Raw genomic sequence first — 20,796 nt, forward strand, 5'->3', positions numbered from 1 at the left:
GCCCAGGCTTGTTCTGCGCACTACACCTGCGCCCGGACCTGGACTACGTTGGCGATGTAGTTGGTTGCTCATGCCATCTACTTGGAGGCCCGTCATGCGTGTGAATGTCGACCCGGACCGTTGCTGCAGCTCCGGGCAGTGCGTGGCAGCCGTCCCCGAGGTGTTCGACCAGTCCGAGGACGACGGCGTCGTCCTGCTGATCCAGCCGCAGCCCCCGGCGGAACTGCAGGCCGCCGTGCGCACCGCAGCGAGCATCTGTCCCGCCCGGGCCATCTCCGTGCAGGAGCCCTGAGCAGGGCGGCGGCGCCCCGCAGAACCATGAAGGAGAACCACTCGTGACCACCGTGGAGCCGACCGACACCCTCACCTTCCCCGCTGACCGCGCCGGCTGCCCGTTCGCGCCGCCGCCCGCCTACCGCCAGGCCCAGGAGCAGCGCCCGATCACCCCGATCTCGCTGTGGGACGGGTCACGCGCCTGGCTCGTCACCCGCCACGAGGACGTCCGCGCGGTCATGGGCGACCGGCGGTTCAGCTCCGACGCCCGCCACTCCGGCTTCCCGTTCCTCAGCGACGGACGCCGGGAGCTGGCCGTGCAGAACCCGTCCTTCATCCGGATGGACGACCCCGAGCACGCCCGGCTCCGGCGCATGCTCACCGGCGACTTCATCATCAAGCGGGTCGAGGCCATGCGCTCGGAGATCCAGGAGATCGTGGACGGTTTCCTGGACACCATGACCGCGCACCACCCCCCGGCCGACCTGGTCGCCGAATTCGCGCTGCCGGTGCCCTCGCTGGTGATCTGCATGCTGCTGGGCGTCCCCTACGAGGACCACGACTACTTCCAGCAGCGCAGCCGGATCCTGCTGCACAACCACACCACGGCCGAGCAGGTCCACACCGCGCGGGACGAACTCTCGTCCTACCTGGAGCAGTTGGCCGAGCGCAAGGAACGCGAACCGGACCAGCGGATCATCAGCCGACTGGTGGCGCGCGGGGATCTCAGCCGCGCGGAGGTGGCCAGCATGAGCCTGCTGCTGCTGGTCGCGGGTCACGAGACCACGGCCAACATGACCGCGCTGTCCACGCTGACGCTGCTGCGCGAACCGGCCCAACTGGCCCGGCTGCGCGAGGATCCGCAGCTGATCAAGGGCGCGGTCGAGGAGCTGCTGCGGTACCTGAGCATCGTGCAGAGCGGCACCACCCGGGTCGCCATCGAGACCGCGCAGATCGGCGGCACCACCATCGAGGCCGGGGAGGGCGTGGTGTGCATGCTCTCCACCGCCAACCGGGACGAGGCGGTGTTCGCCGCGCCGGAGGATCTGGACGTGGGCCGGGACGCCAGGCGGCACGTCGCCTTCGGCTTCGGCGTGCACCAGTGCCTGGGGCAACCGCTGGCCAGGCTGGAGCTGCAGATCGCACTGGAGACCCTGTTCCGGCGGCTGCCCGGGCTGCGGCTGGCGGTTCCGTTCGAGGAGGTCAGGTTCCGCCACGACAACGTCGTCTACGGCGTCGAGGAGCTGCCCGTCGCCTGGTGAGCGCCGGTCGGCCCCGCTGTGCCGCCGGGCGGTCACAGCGGGGCCGGGTCGGCTACTCGGCCGGGCGGGCCAGGACGACCCGGTCGATCTCCGCGCCGAAGCCGTCGATCGCGCGCACGGTCAGCGTCGAGGTGCCGCCGTGGCGGGCCGGGTGGCTGTCGACGGCGAGCAGGCAGTAGCCGGTGTAGCGGACCCGGGACCAGTCGACGGTCTCGGTGGCCTTGGTGCCGCCGGGCTCGTTGACGAAGGAGGCGATCGCGGTCACGTCGTCCACCGCGCCCTGGTAACTGTCCTTCGCCGAGAACGAGTAGAGGCTGTTGCCCGCGCCGCCCGCGACGATGTAGGTGGTGCCGTCGGTCGCCGGGCGCACCGTCGAGCCGATCGGCGCGGTGGTGGTGGGCTGGCCGCCCCTCAGCGGGTCGGTGCGCTCGTAGATGTGGTTGTGGCCGTTGATGACCAGGTCCACACCGTAGCTGTCGAACAGCGGCGTCCAGTACTGCCGCACACCGCCCTCGGAGGCGTGCGAGGTGCAGGTGCTGTAGGCGCAGTGGTGGAACTGGACCACGATGAAGTCGATGTCCCTGCGGCCGCGCAGCGCGGCGAGTTCGCGCTGCAGCCACTGGGTCTGGCGTCCGCCGGTGTAGCCGTTGTTGGCCGGGATCTCGTCGGAGACGTCGTTGGCGTCCAGCGAGATGACGCCCACGTTGCCGTAGGTGAAGGAGTAGTACGTGGTACTGCCGCCGGCGAGGTCGAAGCGCGCGGCCAGGCCGCCGTTGCCGTCGGGCGAGTACCACGCCTCCATCTCGTGGTTGCCCGCGGCGATCTGCCACGGCACGGACGAGGCCACCGGCTCGGCCTGGTTGAAGAAGGAGTCCCAGACCCGGGGGTCGTAGGCGTCGGTGACCAGCCCGTGGCCGTTGGACTCGGCGTAGGAGATGTCCCCGGCGTGCAGGTGGAAGGCCGGATTCTGGCCCCTGATCAGGTTGGTGGTGTTCACCGCGTCGTAGGTGATGCCCTGGTCGCCGAAGGCGGTGAAGGTGAACGGGCCGCGGCTGACCGGTGCGGTGGTGAAGGAGTGCACCACCGCGAGGTGGGAGCGCGGGTCCCAGCCGTCGTGACCGACGGTGTAGTAGTACGTCTCCCCCGGGCGCAGCCCGTCGAGGGCGGCGTGCAAATAGTACTGCTCGATGGTGGTCGGCGAGACCAGCGCCACCGAGTCGATCGGGCTGGTCTCGCTCGCCAGGGTGGAGAGCACCCTGGTCTCGGCGTGCACCCGTTCGCCGAGGTCGGAGGGCGAACGCCCGATCCGGACAAAGGGGTTGGTCACCCCGGCCGGGACCTGCCAGGCGACGGAGATCTGCCGGGCGGGGTCGGCGCCGAAGGAGAGGTGGCGGCCGAACGGGGCCACCGCCGACCCGGTGGGACGATCCGCGGTGGCCAGCAGCGGCGCGGCCGAGGCGGTCAGCGGCGCGGCCGAGGCGGTACCGGGGAGGGCCGAGCCCACCAGCGCGGCACCCGCGCCCACCAGGCCGCCGCGCAGCATGCTGCGGCGGGAGGTGGCGCTGCGGAACCAGGCGTGCTGCTCGGCCATGGAGAGACGGGCGGCCTGTTCGGGGGTCATGCCCTGTTTCGTCATGGTGCGCAGGCTAGAACTCAGCCGTGGCGTCAGCGGAAACTCGGCGTGAACTCCGCCCCGTGCCTCCCGACATTAGCCCGTTCGGCCTGACGATCCCTCACCACACGCCGGGCACAAGGCGATTGGTGCGCGCCGCGTACGCGGTGTAGTCCGCGCCCAGGGCCGAGGTCAGCACCTGCTCCTCCACCCGGATCCGGTAGACGACGCCCACCAGGGTGCAGCCGAGCAGCGCCACCAGCGAGACCGCGTTGCCGAAGGCCAGCCCCAGCCCGAGCACGGCCACCAGGGCGCCCGCGTACGAGGGGTGCCGCAGCACCCGGTACGGCCCGGCGGTCACCACCCGGTGGTCGGCCTGGATGTGCACCACGCCCCGGAAGAAGCGTCCCAGCACCCGGATGGCCCACAGCCGCAGCGCGATGCCCGCCCACATCACCAGCAGCGCTGCGGTGAGCGCCGCCGCGCCCTCGCCGTAGCCCGCGCCGTGCAGGGTCGACGCGGCGACCACGGCCAGCACCTCGCCCACCGCGACGGCCCCGACCACCACGCCCAGCGACCGCCACTCGGTGCGCACCGCCGCGCCGCCCCTGCGGTACTGGCGGCGCTGCATCACCACCTCGGCGACGATCCACGCCAGCACGCCGGCATTGATCAGCACAGAGAACACTCCCACGACGACCACCCCTCTTCCACGGAGGCCGGAACCGGCCCGACCGGGCCTGCCCGGTCCACCGCCGATGCTAGGAAGCACCGCGCGCCGGGCGCCTCGGTCGTGGAGTGGAGCCGCCGGGTGGACTCCTCCCCCGACTTCTCCACCCGGGGCATGAGGCGCAGGCGAACCGCACCCGACGCGCCATCAGGAATGCTGCGCGGCAGGGCATTTCGCGGATTCAGGCGAGCTGGTTGACCAGCAGCGTGAACACCGCCGGGAGCCGGGCGGCGGCCGGGACGATCCGCCCGGCCAGGGCCGGTTGGCACCGGGTCCACAGCAGGGTGTCGGTGAGCAGCCGGTGCCGCCGCGAGACCCGGCGCCACGCCTGCTCGTACGCCTGCGGGCGGTCGGCCCGGACGCAGCGCACCAGTTCGGCGGCGGCGGCCAGCGCCAGCGAGACGCCCTCACCGGTCAGCGCGTCGATGTAGCCGGCGGCGTCGCCGACCAGCAGCACCCGGCCGGCGACCCGGCCGCGCACCCGCTGCCGCAACGGCCCGGCCCCCCGGACGGCGGTGGCCGCCGTCCCGGGCAGTCGGCGGGCCAGCAGCGGGAACCGGGCCAGGTGGCCGTCGAAGGGGCCCCGTTCGGCGGTCAGCACGGCCACCCCGACCAGGTCGGGGCCGAGCGGGGTGACGTACGCCTCCGCGCCGGGCGACCAGTGCACCTCGACGCAGTCGGTCCACGGCTGGACGGCGAAGTGGCGCCGCAGCCCGTACCGGGGCGGCCGGGGATCGGGCCGGTCCAGGGCCAGCCGGCGGCGGATCGGCGAGTGCAGGCCGTCGGCGGCGGCCAGGTAGCGGGCGGTGATCCCGGCGGCGGTGACGCTGTGCCCGTCCTGCCGGATCTCGCCGACCCGCAGCGGCAGCACCCGCACCCCGAGCTGTTCGGCGCGCCGGGCCAGGGCGGCGTGCAGCTCGGTACGGCGGACGCCGCGCCCGGGCTCGGCGGCGAACCGCGCCTCGGCGCTGCGGCGCTCGTCCAGGTAGCGGATGCCGCGCAGCGGGCAGCCGACGGGGGCGACGCCGAGCCCGGCCAGCGCCTGCACCGCGCCGGGCATCAGCCCCTCGCCGCAGGCCTTGTCGATGGGCGCGGGCCGGGGTTCGGCGACCACCACCTCCAGCCCGGCCCGGGCCGCGTGGACGGCGGTGGCCAGCCCGGCCGGGCCGCCGCCCGCGACCAGCAGGTCGATCACGGCGCGGCCGGGGCGGCGGACGCGGAGGGTACCGGCCCGGGCGGCAGGGTGGCCAGGGCGGCGTTCTCGCAGCGCACCCTGGTCACCAGCAGTGGGGCGTTGAGCAGGGTGAAGACGGTCGCGGTCAGCCAGTTGGAGTGCACCAGCGGCAGGGCCGCGCCCTCGACCACCACCGCCAGGTAGTTCGGGTGGCTGAGCCAACGGTAGGGGCCGCCGCCGACCAGCGGCAGCCCCGGGACGATGATGACCCGGGTGTTCCAGCGCGGCCCCAGCGTGCCGATGCACCACCAGCGCAGTGCCTGGGCGGCCAGCGCCAGGACCAGCATCGGCCAGCCCAGGGCGGGCAGGAACGGCCGGTGGGCCAGCCAGCCCTCGGCGAGGCAGCCCGCCAGCAGGCCGGTGTGCAGCAGCACCATCACCGGGTAGTGGCCGGAGCCGTACTCCACCCCGCCGTGTTCACGGCTCCAGGCGGCGTTGCGGCGGGCGACGACCAGTTCGGCGACGCGTTCCAGCCCGACCAGCAGGACGAGGACGGTATAGGCGATCACAGGCGGCTACCAGCGCAGCAGGACGAGTTCGGTGCTGAAGCCCGGACCCATCGCAAGGAGGAGCCCGGGCGTCCCCGGCGGGGGCGGGCGAAGCGCCAGGGTGTCGCGCAGGATGTGCAGCACCGAGGCGGAGGAGAGGTTGCCGACGTCGGCCAGCGAGTCCCAGGTCAGTTCCAGCGAGCGGGCCGGGAGGTCCAGGGCCTCGCGCACGGCGTCCAGCACCTTGGGGCCGCCGGGGTGGCAGACCCAGGCAGTGACGTCCTGGGACTTGAGGTCGTGGTCGGCGAGGAAGGAGCGCACCTCCTCGCCCAGGTGGACGCGGACCAGGTCGGGCAGGTCCGCGCCGAGCACGATCCGGAAGCCGCTGTCGCCGATGTCCCAGCCGAGCAGCCGTTCGGTGCCCGGGTAGAGCCGGCTGCGGGTGGCGACCACCTCCGGCGCAGGCGGTCCTCCCCCGAGGTGGGCGCGGTCCCGGCCGACGGCCAGCAGCGCGGCCGCGCCGTCGCCGAAGAGGGCGCCGGCGACCAGGTTCTGCACCGAGGCGTCGGTCCGCTGCAGGGTCAGCGAGCACAGCTCGACCGACAGCAGCAGCGCGACCTGATCGGGGTGGCCGACCAGGTAGTCGTGCACCCGGGCGATCCCGGCGGCGCCCGCCACGCAGCCGAGTCCGAAGATCGGCACCCGTTTCACGTCCGGGCGCAGGCCCAGCGGCCCGGCCAGGCGAGCCTCGACCGAGGGTGCGGCGATCCCGGTGACCGAGGTGAACACCACCAGGTCGATGTCGGCCGCACTCAGCCCGGCCTGCTCCAGCGCCCCGGTGACGGCCTCCTCGCCGAGCCGCTGGGCGGTCTCGATGAAGACGTCGTTGGCCTGGCCGAAGCCGCCCAGCGAGGCGTACCGCTCCAGCGGCAGCGCCAGGTGCCGCCCCCGCACCCGGGAGGTCCCGTGCAGGCGCTCCAGGACGCCGCGGTCACGGTCCGGCGGCAGGCACATGTCGGCGAAGGCCGTGGTGATGTCGCTCTGTTCGTAGTAGTGCGCAGGCAGGACTCCATGGACCGCGACAATTCGCGTCATGGCTGCATCATACGGACGATCTGACGGAATGCCATGAATCAACCGGAAGACGATCGTTCGGTGTTCTAGCATCGGGGCGTGAGCAGCGCCGGGACGCCCGACACCACCGCCGGGCCCGCGCCCGCCGGGTCCGCACCCGCGTCCGCGCCCGTCGGGGGCCCCGGCCGCCGCGCGCTGGGGCTGGTCCGCGCGGCCCACGCCCCGCCGACCGCCGCCGTGACCGCGCTGATCACCCTGCTGGCGCTGGCGGCGGGCCGCGACCCGGTGGGCGCGGTGCTGGTCGCCCTGGCCGTGCTCACCGGGCAGCTGTCGGTCGGCTGGAGCAACGACCGGATCGACCTGCGCCGCGACCTGGCCGCCGACCGGCGGGACAAACCGCTGGTCACCGGCGTGGTGTCGGCCCGCGACGTCTCGGTCGGGGCGGGCACCGCGCTGGCCCTGTGCATCCCGCTGTCGCTGGCCAGCGGGCTGCCGGCCGGGGCGGCCCACCTGGCCGGGGTCGCCGCCGCCTGGGCCTACAACCTGGGGGTCAAGCGCACGCTGCTCTCCTGGCTGCCGTACGCCCTCGGCTTCGGCCTGCTGCCCGCCTTCGTCACCCTCGGCCTGCCCGGCCACCCGTGGCCCCCGGTCTGGCTGCCGGTGGCCGGGGCGCTGCTGGGGATCGGCGCGCACATCACCAACGTCCTGCCCGACATCGACGCCGACCTGGCGGCGGGCGTCCGGGGGCTGCCGCAGCGGCTGGGGGCGCACCGTTCGCGCTCGCTGGCGGCGGCGGCGCTGCTGGCGGCCTCGGCCGTGCTGGTGCTCGGCCCGGCCGGGCGGCCGGGGGCGGTCGGCTGGGCCGGACTGGTCGTCACCGGGGCGCTGGGCGTGGCCGTGGTGCTGCCGTTCGGCGCGGGCGGCGGGGGTGCTGGCGGCGGGGAGACGGACGGCCGGGGCGCGGGCGCGCAGAGCAGGGTGCCGTTCCTGGCCACGCTGGGCCTGGCCGGGGTCGATGTGGCGCTGCTGCTCCTGCGCGGCGCCGCCCTGCGCTGACCCGGCGCCGGGCGCCGCACGCCGTCCGCCGGGCGCGTCGCGCTACCGGCCGCCGACCGGGCCCGGGGCCAGCGGCCGCTCGGGCATCGGCAGCTCGCGCCCGTCCAGCTCCAGCGTGCAGACCGGGGCGCGGGCGCCGTGGCGCAGCCGGGAGACCCGGACCTCGAACGGCTGCGCCGGATCGGACGCCAGCTCGCCGGTGAGCACGGTGGCCTCGGTGCCGTGCCGGTGCCGGTAGCCGACCGGCTTGCCGTCCACCAGCAGTTCGACCTCGGGCGTGTGGCCGCTGCGGACACCGACGGTGATCGAGTGCCCGGCGTGGTCGAGGTGGAAGTAGTGGCGGTGGCTCATGACGACCTCCGTGCGGCGCTCCCCCTGGCCAGTCTAGGCTCGCGGGCCCGCCGGGGCCTCTCCTCCGGATCTTGTGGCACCGGAGCCGCGAGAGGCCTGCGGGGAGGCCCTAGCGGAGCACCGAGGCGATCAGGTCCGCGCCCAGGGCGGCCGTGACGTCGGCGTCGAGTTCGTAGTGGACGTAGCGGCCGCGCCGCCGCGCGGTGAGCAGCCCGGCCCGGCGCAGCACGGCGAGGTGGCGGGAGACCTCGGGGGCGGACAGCTCCCAGGCTGCGGCCAGCTCCCCGGTGGTGTGCGGGCCCCGGGCGAGGGTGCGCACCAGCCGCAGCCGGGTCGGGTGCGCCAGCGCCTCCAGCCGCAGCCGGACGGTGTCCAGCGGCACCGGCGTGGCGGGTCGGGCCGCGACCGGGTACTGCACCACCGGCCGCCACCCGGGCGCGTGCACGCACACCAGGTGCGGATCGCCGAACAGGGTGGGGACGAAGGTGAGCCCGTCGCCGACCGCGCTGGCGCTGTTGTCCTGCAGCTTGTCCACCACGATCCGCTGCCGGGCCGCGTCCAGCCGGAGCGCCGGGGAGACGCCGTGCAGGGTCTCGGCGAGGCCGCGCCGGGCCAGCAGGTCGGCCTTGAGCCGCAGATCCGCCAGCAGCTGCGGCCTGACCCGGGCCCAGGTCCCGTCGAAGAACGCCGGGCCGCACGCCTCCAGCGTCCGCCGCAGCCGGGCCCGCACCATGGGCGGGTCGGCCGTCAGCCGCTCGGCGAAGGCGGCCTGCTCCGGCCCCCGGGCCTGGGCGAGGTCCAGGGCCCGGTCCCGGACCGCCGGATCGCCCAGCGGCGAGGGCAGGCCGAACAGCATCCGGTCGGTGCCGCAGGTGGTGACCAGGGCCGACGTCACGTACCGCTCGTCGCCGATCGCGTCCACCGCGTCCAGCTCCTCGGCCAGGCTCGCCCCCGGGCGGCCCGGCAGCAGGAAGTCCGCACGCGAGGAGCGCCACAGGAACTCGGCCTCGAACAGCCGCTCCGACAGCTCCGGGGCCAGCCCGGCACGGGTGCGGGCGGCCCAGTCGGCAAGGCCCGGGTGGTGCTGCGGGGCCGCCAGCACATGCAGCATCGCGGTCAGCTCGGCGAGCGGCGAGGCGGCGAACAGCATCCGCTCCGGCGGGACTCCGGCGATGTCGACGGTCAGGCTCATGGCGGCCATCGTCGCAGCCCGTGGCCGGTCCGACGGCACCGGTTGACGGGAACCGTCAATCGACGTGACCCCGGGCCGGGGCTCCGGCCACGGTGACGGCATGACCCCTCCCCCGCCGCCCGGACCCGCCGCGTCCACCGCCGTCCGCACCTCCCCCGACAACATGGCACGCTCCGCAGCGCAGCCCGGACCGGCCGCGCTGATCCGGGCCTGCGGCGGTCCGCGCTACGCGGTCGCGCTGGCCGTGGACTCCCTCGGCTCCGGCATGCTGCGCCCGTTCCTGCTGCTCTACGGAGTGCAGGTGCTGCACCTGGGCCTGGCCCGCTCGGGGACGGCGATGTCGCTGGGCATGCTGGTCGGCCTGGCGGCGGTGCCGTTCTGCGGGCGCTGGATCGACCGGGGCGCCCGCAGCGCGGCGGTGGCCGCCTCCATGCTGGTCCGGGTGGCCGGGGCGGCGCTGCTGCTGGCCGCGCCGCTGGTCGGCGGTCCGGCGCTGTGGGGCTTCACCGCGGCGGCGCTGTTCCTGGGGATCGGCAACCAGTGCCTGCCGCCCGCGCACGCCGCCGTGGTGGCCACGGTGGCGGCCCCGGCGCACCGCGACGCCGCGCTGGCCATGGCGCGCTCGCTGCGCAATGCCGGGCTGGGCGCGGGCGCGCTGGTGGCGATGGTGTGCACCGCGGGCGGGGCCGGGGCGATGCGCGGCCTGGCCGTGGCGACGGCGGCGGGCTACGCGGTGGCGGCCGCCCTGGTGGCGTCCCTGCGGGTCCGGTCGGCCGTGCCCGAGCGGACGGCAGGGCCCCGGGTGCGCGGCCGGGAGCGCTCCCGGCAGCGCACCCGGGGCGGACTGACCGTGCTGGACGTGGCCAACCTGCCCTATGCCTTCTGCTTCAACGTGCTGGAGGTCGCACTGCCGGCCTTCCTGGTCACCCGGCTGCATGCGGCGCCGGCCTGGTCCGCCGGAATCTTCGTTGGCAACACCGCCCTGGTGGTGACCACCCAGGTCGCCGCCGTCGGCTGGATGGCCCGCCACCCGCGCCGGACCTCGCTGGCCGTGTCCGGGCTGCTGCTGTCCGGCTCCTACCTGGGCTTCTGGGCAGCCGGATGGTTCGGCGGCTGGGTGGCGGCGGCCGTGGTCGCGGCGGTGTCGGTGCTCTACACGGCGGGCGAGATCGGCTACACCCGCAGCGCCACCGCGCTGATCGTGGCCACCACCGACCCGGCCCGCCTGGGCGCGGCGCTGTCCCGCTTCCAACTGTCCAGCGGCATCGCGCTGGCCGCCTCCCCGGCGGTGCTGACGGCGCTGCTGGCGCTGGGGCCGGCGGCACTGTGGGGCTCGCTGGCGGCTGCGGGGGTGGTGGCCGCAGTGGCGGTGCACCGCTGGGTGCCCGCCGACCGGGTCTGACCGCCGGTCCGGCCGGGCCCGCCGGGGCCTCGGTCGGACCGGGGAGACGACCGCCTGCCGGGCGAGTTTTCCGGTACACGGACAAAGGTCTTGACGAGCCATCAGAATCGGTTGACTATCGGGAGCGCTCCCAGTCGCCCCGGGCACGGGGACGCGCGGACGCCCGGACGCCCGGACGCCCGGCGCGCCCCCGCCGTACGCCCGGCCCGGCGCACCGGGAGCCCGCCCGACTCCCGGGAACCATGCCCCGCCCAGGGCACACGCCAGGCACAGCCCGATTTGGGAGCGCTCCCAATCAGGCCGGAGAGGACCAGCCCGACCCGTCCGCCCACCACCCGAGGGATGACCAGGTGTTACGCCACAGACCCGACCGGATCAAGACCGTCGCCGCGGTGGCCGCGCTCGGCGCCGCCATGCTCGTACCGCTGTCCGCCGCGCAGTCGGCGCACGCCGCAACCGCGCGCGCCACCGCCGTCCGCGCCGCCGCCGTCCACGTCGCCGCCGTCCACGTCGCCAACCCCTACGTGGGGTCGACGCCCTACCTCAATCCCGACTACGTCAGCGAGGTCGACGCCCAGGCCGCCGTCGACGGCGGAGCCGCCGGCGCCGCCGAGGCCAAGGTCGCCGGCTACCAGACCGCGATCTGGATGGACCACATCGGCGCCATCACCGGCGACAGCACCCACCTGGGCCTGAAGGCCCAGCTCGACGACGCCGAGGCCCAGGCCGCCAAGAGCACCCAGCCGGTGCTGTTCGAGGTGGTGGTCTACGACCTGCCGGGCCGCGACTGCGCCGCGCTCGCCTCCAACGGCGAGATCCCGGCCACCGCCGCCGGGCTCACCGAGTACGAGACCCAGTACATCGACCCGATCGCCGCGCTGCTGGGCAACAGCGCCTACAGCAACCTGCGGATCTCCGCGATCATCGAGCCGGACTCGCTGCCCAACGCCGTCACCAACCAGAGCAAGGCCGCCTGCGCCACCGCCGCGCCCTACTACGAGACCGGCATCGAGTACGCCCTCAACAAGCTGCACCCGATCAGCAACCTCTACACCTACCTCGACATCGGCCACGCGGGCTGGCTCGGCTGGACCTCCAACATGACCCCGGCCGCGCAGGAGTACGCCAAGGTAGCCAAGGCCACCACCGCCGGCTTCGCCAGCGTGGACGGCTTCATCAGCGACACCGCCAACTACACCCCCACCGAGGAGCCCTACCTGCCGAACCCGACGCTCCAGGTGGGCGGCTCGCCGCTGGACTCGGTGAACTTCTACCAGTACAACCCGGCCTTCGACGAGCACAGCTACGACGAGGCCATGCACGCGGCGCTGGTCGCGGCGGGCTTCCCGAGCACGGTCGGCATGCTCATCGACACCTCCCGCAACGGCTGGGGCGGCCCGGCCCGGCCGACGGCGCTGAACAGCTCGCCGACCACGGCCACCGCCTACGTCGCCGCCAACAAGATCGACCAGCGGCCGTTCCGCGGCGACTGGTGCAACATCCAGGGCGCCGGGATCGGCGCCCGGCCGACCGCGCAGCCGTACGGGGCGGCCGACCCGATCATCGCCTTCGTGTGGATCAAGCCGCCGGGCGAGTCCGACGGCGACTACCCCACCAGCAGCCACACCCACGGCGACCCGCACTGCGACCCCAACGGGACGCAGACCGACGGCAACGGCGGCACCTATCCGACCGACGCCATCCCCGGGTACGACGTCCCGGCCGGGCAGTGGTTCGCGGCCGAGTTCCAGCAGCTCGTCGCCGACGCCTACCCGGCGCTGGGCGCGAGCACGGGCGGCGGCGACACCACCCCGCCGTCGGTGCCGACCGGACTGACCGTCACCGGCACCACCGGCAGCAGCGTCTCGCTCTCCTGGACCGCCTCCACCGACAACGTCGGCGTCACCGGCTACGACGTCTACCGCGGCGGCACCCGGGTGGCCACGGTGACCAGCGACACCGGCTACACCGACACCGGGCTGACCGCCGGCACCGCCTACAGCTACACGGTGGACGCCAGGGACGCCGCCGGAAACGTCTCGGCGGCCTCGGCGGCGGTCACCGCCACCACCGCGTCCTCCGGCGGCGGAGGCGGCACCGGCAGCAGCGGCTGCACCGCCGCGTACAGCGTCAGCAGCGACTGGGGCAGCGGCTTCAACGCCGCCGTGACCGTCACCAACACCGGCACGGCCACGACCAAGTCCTGGACGGTCAGCTGGAGCTGGCCCGGGAACCAGCAGATCGGCAATCTCTGGAACGGCTCCTGGAGCCAGAGCGGGGCGTCGGTCACGGTGACCGCCGCCTCCTACAACAACGCCGTCGCGGCCGGGGGCAGCACCGGCTTCGGCTTCGGCGGCACCTACAGCGGCGCCAACACCGCTCCGGTGCTCAGCTGCACCGCGAGCTGAGCGTGCCGCGCCCCGGGACCGGCGCCGGTCCCGGGGCGTCCGCGCGACGCGCCACCGGTCGGCCGTGGTGGACATCATGGTCGCCATGGGCCCAAAATCGATGCGCCCGACCAGCCGCACCGATCAAAGGCGTTCCCATGAGCCCGCAGCAGTCCGACGCCACGACGTCGGGCGTGGAGCCGTCCGCCGGGCTGGTCGCCGCCCTCGACATCGGCGGAACCAAGATCGCCGGAGGGCTGGTGGACGCCGCCGGGGAGCTGCTGTTCCAGGTCCAGCGCCCGACCCCGGCCCGGGAGTCCGGCGAGGCGGTGCTCAAGACCGTGCACGAGGTGCTCGACCTGCTCGCCGCGGACCCGCGCTGGGCCGGGGTGGACGCCCTGGGCATCGGCAGCGCCGGGCCGGTCGACATCTCGCGCGGCACGGTCAGCCCGATCAACATCCCCGGCTGGCGCGACTACCCGCTGGTCCGGCAGACGGCGGCGCACCCCGCCGCGGCCGGGCTGCCGATCGTGCTCGGCGGCGACGGGGTGGCCATGGCGGCGGCCGAACACTGGCGCGGGGCCGCGCGCGGCTACGACAACGCGCTCTGCCTGGTGGTCTCCACCGGCGTCGGCGCGGGCCTGGTGCTGAACGGGGCGGTGCACCCCGGCCGCACCGGCAACGCCGGACACCTGGGCCACATCAGCGTGGACCTGGACGGCGACCCCTGCCCCTGCGGCTCGCGCGGCTGCCTGGAGGGCCTGGCCAGCGGCACCGCCATCGCCCGGCGCGCCCAGCGCGACGGCTGGCGGCCCGGCCCGGCCGCCGACGGCACCGCGGACGCCTCCGCCGGGGCCGTCGCCGCCGCCGCGCTGGCCGGGGACCGGATCGCGGTCGCCGCCTTCGACCGAGCCGCGCAGGCGCTGGCGGCCGGGATCGCGGCCACCGCGACTCTGGTGGAGATCGACGTGGCGGTCATCGGCGGGGGCGTCTCCCGCGCGGGCGAGGTGCTGTTCGCGCCCCTGCGCCGGCATCTGGCCGACTACGCGCCGCTGCCGTTCACCGCCGGCGTCCGGGTCCTGCCCGCGCAGCTGGGCACCGACGCGGGGCTGGTGGGCGCGGCCGCCCTGGCCATCGCGGGTCGGCGCGACGCCGCCGGAGCAGCCTGGTGACACCTGCCTGGTGACCCACGGCCGGTGACCCCGGCCTGGTGGCCGTCAGGCCGGGAGCGGGCCCGGCGCCGGGGCGGGCTGGTCGCGGGCGACGGCGATCATCGCGGCGTCGTCCAGCAGCGGCCCGCCGACGTAGTCGTCGAGGTCCTGGTTGATCCCGGCCAGCAGCCCGGCCGGGTCGCTGCCCTCGCCCAGCCGGGCCAGCCGTGAGGCCAGCGGGTAGAAGACCCCGTGCGCGTCCCGGGCCTCGGAGATGCCGTCGGTGTACAGCAGCAGCAGATCGCCCTCCTCGAAGCCGAAGTCGGTGGCGCTGTAGGCGGGGTCCGCCAGGCTGCCGAGCCCCAGCGGCGGGGCGGGCTGGCAGACGTCCAGGGTGGTGGCCCGGCCCCGGTGCAGCAGGACCGGGGGCGGGTGCCCGCAGTTGATCACGGTGAGCCGGGGCTCGTCGTCGGGGATGTCCACGATGAGGGCGGTGACGAAGCCCTCGCCGACCTCCATCCCCTCGGCGTCGTGGCCGCCGTCGCCGGTGATCTCGGCCAGCCCCCAGGAGACGCTGCCCTCCAGGTAGGCGGCCAGGGTCGGCAGCGGCGCCTGCTGGTGGGCGGCGGCGCGGAAGGCGCCCAGCAGCAGGGCGGTGTCGCCGAGCGTCTCCAGGCCCTTGCCGCGGACGTCGCCGATGATCAGCCGGGTGCTGGTGCCGGTGCGGGCCGCGGCGAACAGGTCGCCGCCGACCCGGGCGTCGGCGGCGACCGCGCGGTAGCTGGAGGCGACCCGCAGCGGGCCGACGCTGGGCGGCAGCGGGCGCTGGAGCACCCGCTGGGCGGCCTCGGAGACCCGGCGCACCCGGACGAGCTCGCTCCGGCTGCGTTCGTGCAGATGGTTGAAGACCACCACGAACGCGGAGATGGCGGTCAGCGAGGCGATCTGCACCTGGATGTTCTCGGTGGTGAAGACGCCGCGCTCGACGCCGATGACCATGAGGGTGGCCACGGAGAGCGCGCCGATGGCGGCGGTGAGCCTCGGCCCGGCGAAGGAGGCGGTGATGGCCGGCGCGACCACCAGCAGCGGGCCCAGGTGGATGTCGGCAGGCGAGAAGATGTCACCGATGGCGATCAGCGCCACCAGCGCCAGCGGGATCAGGATGAGCGCGCCGGTGGACCGCGCGGAGCGCCGGATGCCGGCGGGGTCGCGTCGCCGGGCCATGGGCTCCTCCTTCGCCTCCACGAACGGAAGGGTCCGCCCTCCATCGCACGCCCGCCGGGCCGCCCGCGCAACCCGGAGCGGCAGCGGGAGTGACGCTGCGTGCCCGCCCCGGCACCGGGCGGCGCGGGGGTCAGCGTGGGTCAGCGGTGGTCGCCCTCGGCCAGGCGGTAGCTGGCCCAGACGTTGGTGCCGCAGCGGTGGCGCTGGATGTGCACCCCGTCGGCCAGGCATTCGACGATCTTCAGACCGCGTCCCGATTCGTCCTCGGAGAGGGGCTGCTCCCGGCCGCCGGTGGTGGGCCCGTAGTCGGAGACGGTGAGGTCGACATGCGACCCGGCCAGGGTGAGATCGACCGACATGTCCCGTCGGCCGTGCAGGGTGGCGTTCCCGGCCAGCTCGCCGACCAGCAGCACGACCTGGTCGACGTCGTCCGGGTGGACGCCCCAGCCGGCCAGCAGCAGCCCGGCGCAGTGGCGCGCCGCGGCGACGGCCCGGGGCTGCGCGGGCAGCTCCCAGTGGGCATGCCGCTGGAAGGCCCAGGGCGCCTGGGCGCTCTCGTCGGCCCCCTCGGGCCCGGGCCGGGCCGAGGGTCCGGCGGGGGGAGCGGTGCGCGCGGACCGGCCGGTGCCGCCGCCCTCCCCCGGACCGGCCGGGCCGGCCGGGCCGGGGGCGTCGGATGCGTCGGAGTCGGCCGAAGCCCCGGACCCGCCGGGCGCCTCCGACACCGGCTCAGGCACCGACTCCGACTCCGACTCCGGCTCCGGTTGCGGGACCGGGCGCCGGGCGGTGGGCGGCTGCGTCCGCCGGGCCTGGTCCGGGCCGGGGGCCGCGGCGGCCGGGGCGGGCCCGGTGCGGCGCTCGCCGCCGAGGGCGTACCGGGCCGGGGCGCCCTCGGGCGTCCACGGCGGTGACGCGTGCTGGGCGGCGAGCGGATGGCTGGTGTCCACCGTCGCCCCTCAGTGACCGGTGCCGGCCGCGCCGTCGACCGGCACGATCGCCCCGGTGATGTACGAGGCCCCCGGCGAGGCCAGGAAGGCCACGGCGGCGGCGACCTCGTCGGGGCGGGCCATCCGGCCGAACGGGATCTGCGCGATCAGCGCCGCCCGCTGCTCCTCGGTCAACGCCGCGCTCATGTCGGTGTCGGTGAGACCCGGGGCCACGATGTTGACGGTGACCGCGCGCGGGGCGAACTCGCGGGCCAGGGCCCGGGCCATGCCGACCAGCCCGGCCTTGGAGGCGGCGTAGTTGGCCTGGCCGGCCTCGCCGCGCAGCGCGACCGTGGAGGAGATCAGCACGATGCGCCCGCTGCGGGCCCGCAGCATCTTCGCACTGACGGCCTTGACCACCCGGAACGCGCCGGTCAGGTTGGTGTCCACGACGCTGGTGAAGTCCTCCTCCTGCATTCTCAGCAGCAGCGAGTCGTGGGCGATCCCGGCGTTGGCGACCAGTATCTGCACCGGCCCGTGGGCCTCCTCGGCCTGTTTGACCGCCGAGGCGACCTGCTCCGGCACGGTCACGTCGCAGGGCAGGGCGAGCACGCCGTCGGGCAGGACGCCGTCGGCCGGGGGGCGGCTGCGGTAGGTGACGGCCACCCGGTCGCCCTGGGCGGCGAAGGTGCGGGCGACGGCCGCCCCGATTCCTCGGCTGCCGCCGGTGACCAGTACCGAGCGGGGGTCCATGTGCTGCCTTTCGACGGTGAGCGGACGGTCGACGCGCGGGTGGGGCGCGCCTTCCCGGTGCACGGCGCCGCCGCTACCCGGAGGGCCCGCCGGTCCCGTGCCTCCGTCCGATCCTCACACGGCTCGGTACTACCATGTACCCGTCGACTGGCGGGATTTGACGGGTGTTCGGCTCCGCCGGCGCAGCCGTGTGCGCGGGTGCGGCGCCATGTGCGGTGCCCGACGTCGGCATGCTCCCCCCTCGCCCCCGCCCTGGGTCCGGACCGGACGCGGCAGTCCGGTGAGGCGAGTCTGCCGCAGCGCCGGCCGTTTTTGCAGACCCAGTATTTACATGTAATTCAGCACTACTTAATTCGGCAGGGTGCGGTGGCGGGCGCTCAGCGGTGCGGGCGACCAGGGAGTATGACGGCGGATGAACAGACGTGAACTCAAGTCCATGCTGGAGCGGCACCGGGCGCTGACCGACCCGACCGAGCGGGGCTTCCACCCCACGCCGGTGCGCCGCGGGCGGCCGGTGGACGGGCTGTCCCAGCCGCAGATGGACATGCTGCTCCTGCACGACTTCGCCGCCGGCACCTACGGACGGCTGGAGCGCGGCCAGATCGAGCACCCGCCGGCGCTGCTGCTGGACCAGGTCTCCAAGCACCTGGGGCTGAACGAGGACGAGCGCACGGTGCTGTACCTGCTGGCGACCGGGGAGAAGCCGACGCACCCGCTGGACCCGCAGCAGGCGGTGCGGCTCAAGCCCACCTGGCAGGCGGCGCTGGACGGGATCTCGCACATGGCGTACATCACCGACGCCGCCTGGAACCTGCTCGCCTGGAACGCGAGCTTCCCGCGGATGTTCCCGGACGACGTCCCCGGTGTGGAGCCGGGGATGCCGCCCGGGAACATCATGTGGTGGATGGCCCTGTGCGAGACCGCCCGCACCCGCTACTTCCCCTACTGGGAGGTCTCCTGGGGGCCGCTGGCGCTGGCCCAGCTGAAGGCCGCGGTGCTGGCCCACCCGGACAACGAGGACCTGCGCGGACTGGAGGCGCAGGCCCTGGCCGATCCGGTGGCCCGGCCCATCTACACCCATCCGGAACTGGAGTACGTCCATCCGGACTCGGACACCCGACCGCTGCTGCACCGCGAGCTCGGCCCGGGCATGGTGACGATGTGCGCGGCGGAGCCGTTCAGCCTGCCCGGCGGGCGGCTGCTGATCCTCCCGTTCGCCCCCGGCGAGATCACCCCGCCCACGCCGCTCTGGCCGCAGCGGCGCCCGTCGCGGCGCCGCCCGCGCCCGTCGTCCGCCCGTCCGGAGGCCACCGCCGACCGCTCCAAACTGTGACGGGTCTCACAGCCCGGCTCTGCTCAAAGATCGTCAGAATGGGCCCCCATGAGCCATGATGCGCATCTCGCCCCCATAGCCGACGGCCTGTACGCCTGGCTGCCCGACGGACGCGGGACCTGGGGCCTGGCCAACTGCGGGCTGCTGGTGTCCGAGGGGCAGGCCGCCCTGATCGACACCCCGTACGACCTGCCGCGCACCCGTGCGCTGCTGGAGGCAGCCGCCCCGGTGCTGGGGCCGCAGGGGCGCATCGGCACTGCGATCACCACCCACAGCAACGGAGATCACTCGTACGGCCTAGCGGCGCTGGGCGATGTGGAGATCATCGGCACCCGGGACTACCTGCACGCCCTGGACCACGAGCCGACGCCGCAGCAGATGCACGCGCTGGTCGCCGAGACGCCGCCGGACCAGCCCACCTCCTGGTACCTGCGGCGGCACTTCGGCCGCTTCGACTTCACCGGCATCGACCCGGTCGCCCCCACCCGCACCTTCAGCGGCAGCCTCGAGCTGCGGATCGGTGCAGCGGAGGTCCGGCTGGTGCAGGCCGGGCCCGCGCACACCGACGGCGACCTCTGGGTCCACCTGCCGCAGCACGGCGTGGTGTTCACCGGCGACGTGGTCTTCGCCGACGACCACCCGGTGCACTGGGCCGGGCCGATCGACAACGTCATCGACGCCTGCCTGGGCATCCTGGCGACCGGGGCGCAGGTCATCGTGCCCGGCCACGGGCCGCTGATGACCCCGGCCGACCTGCGCGGACACATCGACTACCTGCGCTGGGTGCGCGACGGCGCGCACCGGCTGCACGCCCTGGGCGTGCCCGCGCAGAGCGCCGCCCTCCAGCTGATCGACTCCGGCCGCTACCCCGGGCTGGGCCTGCCGGAGCGGCTGGCGATCACCGTCGCCACCGAGTACCGGCACCTCGCGGGCGAGACCGGGACGCCGGACCTGGTCGTGCTGGTGGGCGCCGCCGCCCGGATCGCGCTCGGCCGGGAGCAGGCCAGGATCCCCGGCCAGCGCAGCGGCGCGGACGACCCCAGTAACGCCGCCCCGCAGTGACCGGGCGGCGGCGGCACGCCCGGGCGGCGGCCGGGCGGCCCTACGACGCGGCCCCGCCGTGCAGCCGGACCGGGAGCGAGGCCCAGCCGCCCGCGATGAAGGAGGGCACCGGCGCGACCTGCTCCGGATCCACCGCCAGCCGCACCTCCGGGAAGTGCTCGAACAGCCGACCGAGGGCGATCTCGGCCTCCATCCGGGCCAGCGGCGCGCCGATGCAGCGGTGGACGCCGTAGCCGAAGGCCAGGTGCTCGGCCAGCGGCCGGGCCGGGTCGAACGCCTCGGCGTCCGGGCCGTGCTGCCCGGGGTCGCGCCCGGCGGCGACGAAGCTCGGCAGGATCGCGTCCCCGGCGGCGATCAGCGTCCCGTCCGGCAGTTCGATGTCGGAGACGGCGAAGCGCAGCGGCAGGTTGGCGATCGACGGCGACCAGCGCAGCGTCTCCTCGACCACCTCGCCCCAGCCGATCCGGCCGCCGCGCACCGCGGCCAGCTGCCCGGGGTGGGCCAGCAGGGCGTGCACGGCGTTGCCGATCAGGTTGACGGTGGTCTCGAAGCCCGCGCCGATGGTCAGCAGCAGGGTGTCGCGCAGCTCGTCCTCGGTCAGCGAGCTGCCGTCCTCGTCCCGCCCGGCCACCAGCACGCTGGTCATGTCCTCGCCCGGGTGGGCCCGCTTGTCCGCGATCAGCCCGCCGAGCACCTGGTGGACCTGGCCGAAGGTCTGCGCGACCTGCTCCGGCCCGGCGCCGGCGTCCATGAAGGCGGCGATGAGCCGGGCGACGTCCGCGCGAGTGGCCTCGGGGACGCCGAACAGCTCGCAGATGACCGCGATCGGCAGGGCGTGGGCGTACCCGGCCCGCAGGTCGACCACGGCGCCGGGCCCGGTCCGGTCCAGCTCGGCCAGCAGCGTCTTGGCGATCTCCTCGACCTTGGGCCGCAGCGCCTCGGTGCGCCGGGCGGTGAAGGCCGGGGCGACCAGCCGCCGCAGCCGGGTGTGGTCGGCGCCGTAGGTGGAGAGCATGTTGGTCACGCCGACCCACATGGACACCCAGGTGTCCTGGTAGGCGCCGCCGATCCAGGCGGGCCAGTGCCGTCGCGGGTCCTTGGAGACCCGGTCGTCGGTGAGCAGCTCCTTGAGCGTCCGGTGCCGGGTGACCGCCCACGCCTCGATCCCGGCCGGGAGCAGCACGCGTACGGCAGCGCCGGCCTCGCGCATCCGGCGGGCCTCGCCGTGCAGGTCGGTGCCGTCCGGGTCGAGCACGATCATCGGGCTGTCCATGGGTGACGTCCTG

General features: G+C 74.9%; 19 protein-coding genes. 8 read left to right on the plus strand and 11 right to left on the minus strand.

Going from position 1 to position 20,796, the window contains the following annotated elements:
* Positions 1–94: 94 nt before the first annotated feature.
* Together GXW83_RS20435 and GXW83_RS20440 are read left to right on the plus strand one after the other, a co-directional pair.
* A complete protein-coding gene (locus GXW83_RS20435; protein WP_182444461.1) occupies positions 95–292 on the plus strand; it encodes a ferredoxin in 198 nt (65 codons plus the stop codon).
* 43 nt (positions 293–335) lie between these two features.
* On the plus strand, positions 336–1,535 hold the full coding sequence (locus GXW83_RS20440) for a cytochrome P450 (RefSeq protein WP_182444462.1): 1,200 nt from the start codon (positions 336–338) through the stop codon (positions 1,533–1,535).
* A 52-nt stretch (positions 1,536–1,587) separates the two neighbouring features.
* Here the strand turns inward: GXW83_RS20440 and GXW83_RS20445 are convergent, their stop codons facing one another.
* The 5 genes from GXW83_RS20445 to GXW83_RS20465 form a co-directional block, all read right to left on the minus strand.
* Positions 1,588–3,171 carry a metallophosphoesterase family protein gene (locus GXW83_RS20445; protein ID WP_182444463.1) on the minus strand — a complete coding sequence of 528 codons (1,584 nt, stop codon included), beginning with the start codon at positions 3,169–3,171 and terminating at the stop codon, positions 1,588–1,590.
* Positions 3,172–3,268: 97 nt separating this feature from the next.
* Entirely contained in the window at positions 3,269–3,841 is a 573-nt protein-coding gene (locus GXW83_RS20450; RefSeq protein ID WP_225447132.1) for an isoprenylcysteine carboxylmethyltransferase family protein, read from the minus strand.
* A 217-nt stretch (positions 3,842–4,058) separates the two neighbouring features.
* Positions 4,059–5,072 (minus strand): NAD(P)/FAD-dependent oxidoreductase, encoded by a 1,014-nt coding sequence (locus GXW83_RS20455; protein WP_182444464.1) that lies wholly within the window; start codon positions 5,070–5,072, stop codon positions 4,059–4,061.
* Complete coding sequence (locus GXW83_RS20460) at positions 5,069–5,620, minus strand: isoprenylcysteine carboxyl methyltransferase family protein (RefSeq protein ID WP_182444465.1); 552 nt, start codon at positions 5,618–5,620, stop codon at positions 5,069–5,071. Before GXW83_RS20460 ends, GXW83_RS20455 begins: the two co-directional genes overlap by 4 nt.
* 6 nt (positions 5,621–5,626) lie before the next feature.
* Entirely contained in the window at positions 5,627–6,694 is a 1,068-nt protein-coding gene (locus GXW83_RS20465) for a type III polyketide synthase (RefSeq protein ID WP_182444466.1), read from the minus strand.
* A gap of 78 nt (positions 6,695–6,772) precedes the next feature.
* Between GXW83_RS20465 and GXW83_RS20470 the strand changes: the two genes are divergently transcribed.
* Positions 6,773–7,729, plus strand: a complete 957-nt coding sequence (locus GXW83_RS20470; protein ID WP_182444467.1) for a UbiA family prenyltransferase — start codon at positions 6,773–6,775, stop codon at positions 7,727–7,729.
* 42 nt (positions 7,730–7,771) lie between these two features.
* Here the strand turns inward: GXW83_RS20470 and GXW83_RS20475 are convergent, their stop codons facing one another.
* Positions 7,772–8,080: a hypothetical protein gene (locus GXW83_RS20475; protein WP_182444468.1), complete on the minus strand. Its 309-nt coding sequence runs from the start codon at positions 8,078–8,080 to the stop codon at positions 7,772–7,774.
* A gap of 109 nt (positions 8,081–8,189) precedes the next feature.
* On the minus strand, positions 8,190–9,272 hold the full coding sequence (locus tag GXW83_RS20480) for a DUF5937 family protein (protein ID WP_182444469.1): 1,083 nt from the start codon (positions 9,270–9,272) through the stop codon (positions 8,190–8,192).
* 100 nt (positions 9,273–9,372) lie between these two features.
* Between GXW83_RS20480 and GXW83_RS20485 the strand changes: the two genes are divergently transcribed.
* The 3 genes from GXW83_RS20485 to GXW83_RS20495 all read left to right on the plus strand — a co-directional run bounded on the left by GXW83_RS20485 (position 9,373) and on the right by GXW83_RS20495 (position 14,233).
* Entirely contained in the window at positions 9,373–10,674 is a 1,302-nt protein-coding gene (locus GXW83_RS20485; RefSeq protein WP_370466742.1) for an MFS transporter, read from the plus strand.
* Between the two features lie 350 nt (positions 10,675–11,024).
* Complete coding sequence (locus GXW83_RS34910; RefSeq protein WP_304940967.1) at positions 11,025–13,082, plus strand: glycoside hydrolase family 6 protein; 2,058 nt, start codon at positions 11,025–11,027, stop codon at positions 13,080–13,082.
* A 137-nt stretch (positions 13,083–13,219) separates the two neighbouring features.
* Positions 13,220–14,233, plus strand: a complete 1,014-nt coding sequence (locus GXW83_RS20495; protein WP_182444471.1) for an ROK family protein — start codon at positions 13,220–13,222, stop codon at positions 14,231–14,233.
* Positions 14,234–14,278: 45 nt separating this feature from the next.
* Here GXW83_RS20495 and GXW83_RS20500 read toward each other — a convergent pair whose 3' ends face one another.
* The 3 genes from GXW83_RS20500 to fabG all read right to left on the minus strand — a co-directional run bounded on the left by GXW83_RS20500 (position 14,279) and on the right by fabG (position 17,115).
* Entirely contained in the window at positions 14,279–15,436 is a 1,158-nt protein-coding gene (locus GXW83_RS20500; RefSeq protein WP_182444472.1) for a PP2C family protein-serine/threonine phosphatase, read from the minus strand.
* A 140-nt stretch (positions 15,437–15,576) separates the two neighbouring features.
* Positions 15,577–16,383, minus strand: coding sequence for an ATP-binding protein (locus GXW83_RS20505; protein WP_182444473.1), 807 nt, complete (start codon positions 16,381–16,383; stop codon positions 15,577–15,579).
* A gap of 9 nt (positions 16,384–16,392) precedes the next feature.
* A complete protein-coding gene (gene fabG, locus GXW83_RS20510; protein ID WP_182444474.1) occupies positions 16,393–17,115 on the minus strand; it encodes a 3-oxoacyl-ACP reductase FabG in 723 nt (240 codons plus the stop codon).
* Positions 17,116–17,527: 412 nt separating this feature from the next.
* On the opposite strand from fabG, the gene GXW83_RS20515 reads away from it, so the two are divergent.
* Entirely contained in the window at positions 17,528–18,448 is a 921-nt protein-coding gene (locus GXW83_RS20515) for an XRE family transcriptional regulator (protein ID WP_182444475.1), read from the plus strand.
* Positions 18,449–18,496: 48 nt separating this feature from the next.
* Positions 18,497–19,510: an MBL fold metallo-hydrolase gene (locus tag GXW83_RS20520; protein WP_182444476.1), complete on the plus strand. Its 1,014-nt coding sequence runs from the start codon at positions 18,497–18,499 to the stop codon at positions 19,508–19,510.
* Between the two features lie 40 nt (positions 19,511–19,550).
* Here the strand turns inward: GXW83_RS20520 and GXW83_RS20525 are convergent, their stop codons facing one another.
* Positions 19,551–20,783, minus strand: coding sequence for a cytochrome P450 (locus tag GXW83_RS20525; RefSeq protein ID WP_182444477.1), 1,233 nt, complete (start codon positions 20,781–20,783; stop codon positions 19,551–19,553).
* Positions 20,784–20,796: the final 13 nt, after the last annotated feature.

This window comes from Streptacidiphilus sp. PB12-B1b, assembly GCF_014084125.1.
Classification (GTDB): Bacteria; Actinomycetota; Actinomycetes; order Streptomycetales; family Streptomycetaceae; genus Streptacidiphilus.

Excerpts from the sequence above, each read along its gene's own strand:
- GXW83_RS20435 (WP_182444461.1), top strand. The coding sequence starts at position 95 with ATGCGTGTGAATGTCGACCCGGACCGTTGCTGCAGCTCCGGGCAGTGC.
- GXW83_RS20445 (WP_182444463.1), bottom strand. The coding sequence starts at position 3,171 with ATGACGAAACAGGGCATGACCCCCGAACAGGCCGCCCGTCTCTCCATG.
- GXW83_RS20465 (WP_182444466.1), bottom strand. The coding sequence starts at position 6,694 with ATGACGCGAATTGTCGCGGTCCATGGAGTCCTGCCTGCGCACTACTAC.
- GXW83_RS20475 (WP_182444468.1), bottom strand. The coding sequence starts at position 8,080 with ATGAGCCACCGCCACTACTTCCACCTCGACCACGCCGGGCACTCGATC.
- GXW83_RS20480 (WP_182444469.1), bottom strand. The coding sequence starts at position 9,272 with ATGAGCCTGACCGTCGACATCGCCGGAGTCCCGCCGGAGCGGATGCTG.
- GXW83_RS20485 (WP_370466742.1), top strand. The coding sequence starts at position 9,373 with ATGACCCCTCCCCCGCCGCCCGGACCCGCCGCGTCCACCGCCGTCCGC.
- GXW83_RS20495 (WP_182444471.1), top strand. The coding sequence starts at position 13,220 with ATGAGCCCGCAGCAGTCCGACGCCACGACGTCGGGCGTGGAGCCGTCC.
- GXW83_RS20500 (WP_182444472.1), bottom strand. The coding sequence starts at position 15,436 with ATGGCCCGGCGACGCGACCCCGCCGGCATCCGGCGCTCCGCGCGGTCC.
- fabG (WP_182444474.1), bottom strand. The coding sequence starts at position 17,115 with ATGGACCCCCGCTCGGTACTGGTCACCGGCGGCAGCCGAGGAATCGGG.
- GXW83_RS20515 (WP_182444475.1), top strand. The coding sequence starts at position 17,528 with ATGAACAGACGTGAACTCAAGTCCATGCTGGAGCGGCACCGGGCGCTG.
- GXW83_RS20520 (WP_182444476.1), top strand. The coding sequence starts at position 18,497 with ATGAGCCATGATGCGCATCTCGCCCCCATAGCCGACGGCCTGTACGCC.
- GXW83_RS20525 (WP_182444477.1), bottom strand. The coding sequence starts at position 20,783 with ATGGACAGCCCGATGATCGTGCTCGACCCGGACGGCACCGACCTGCAC.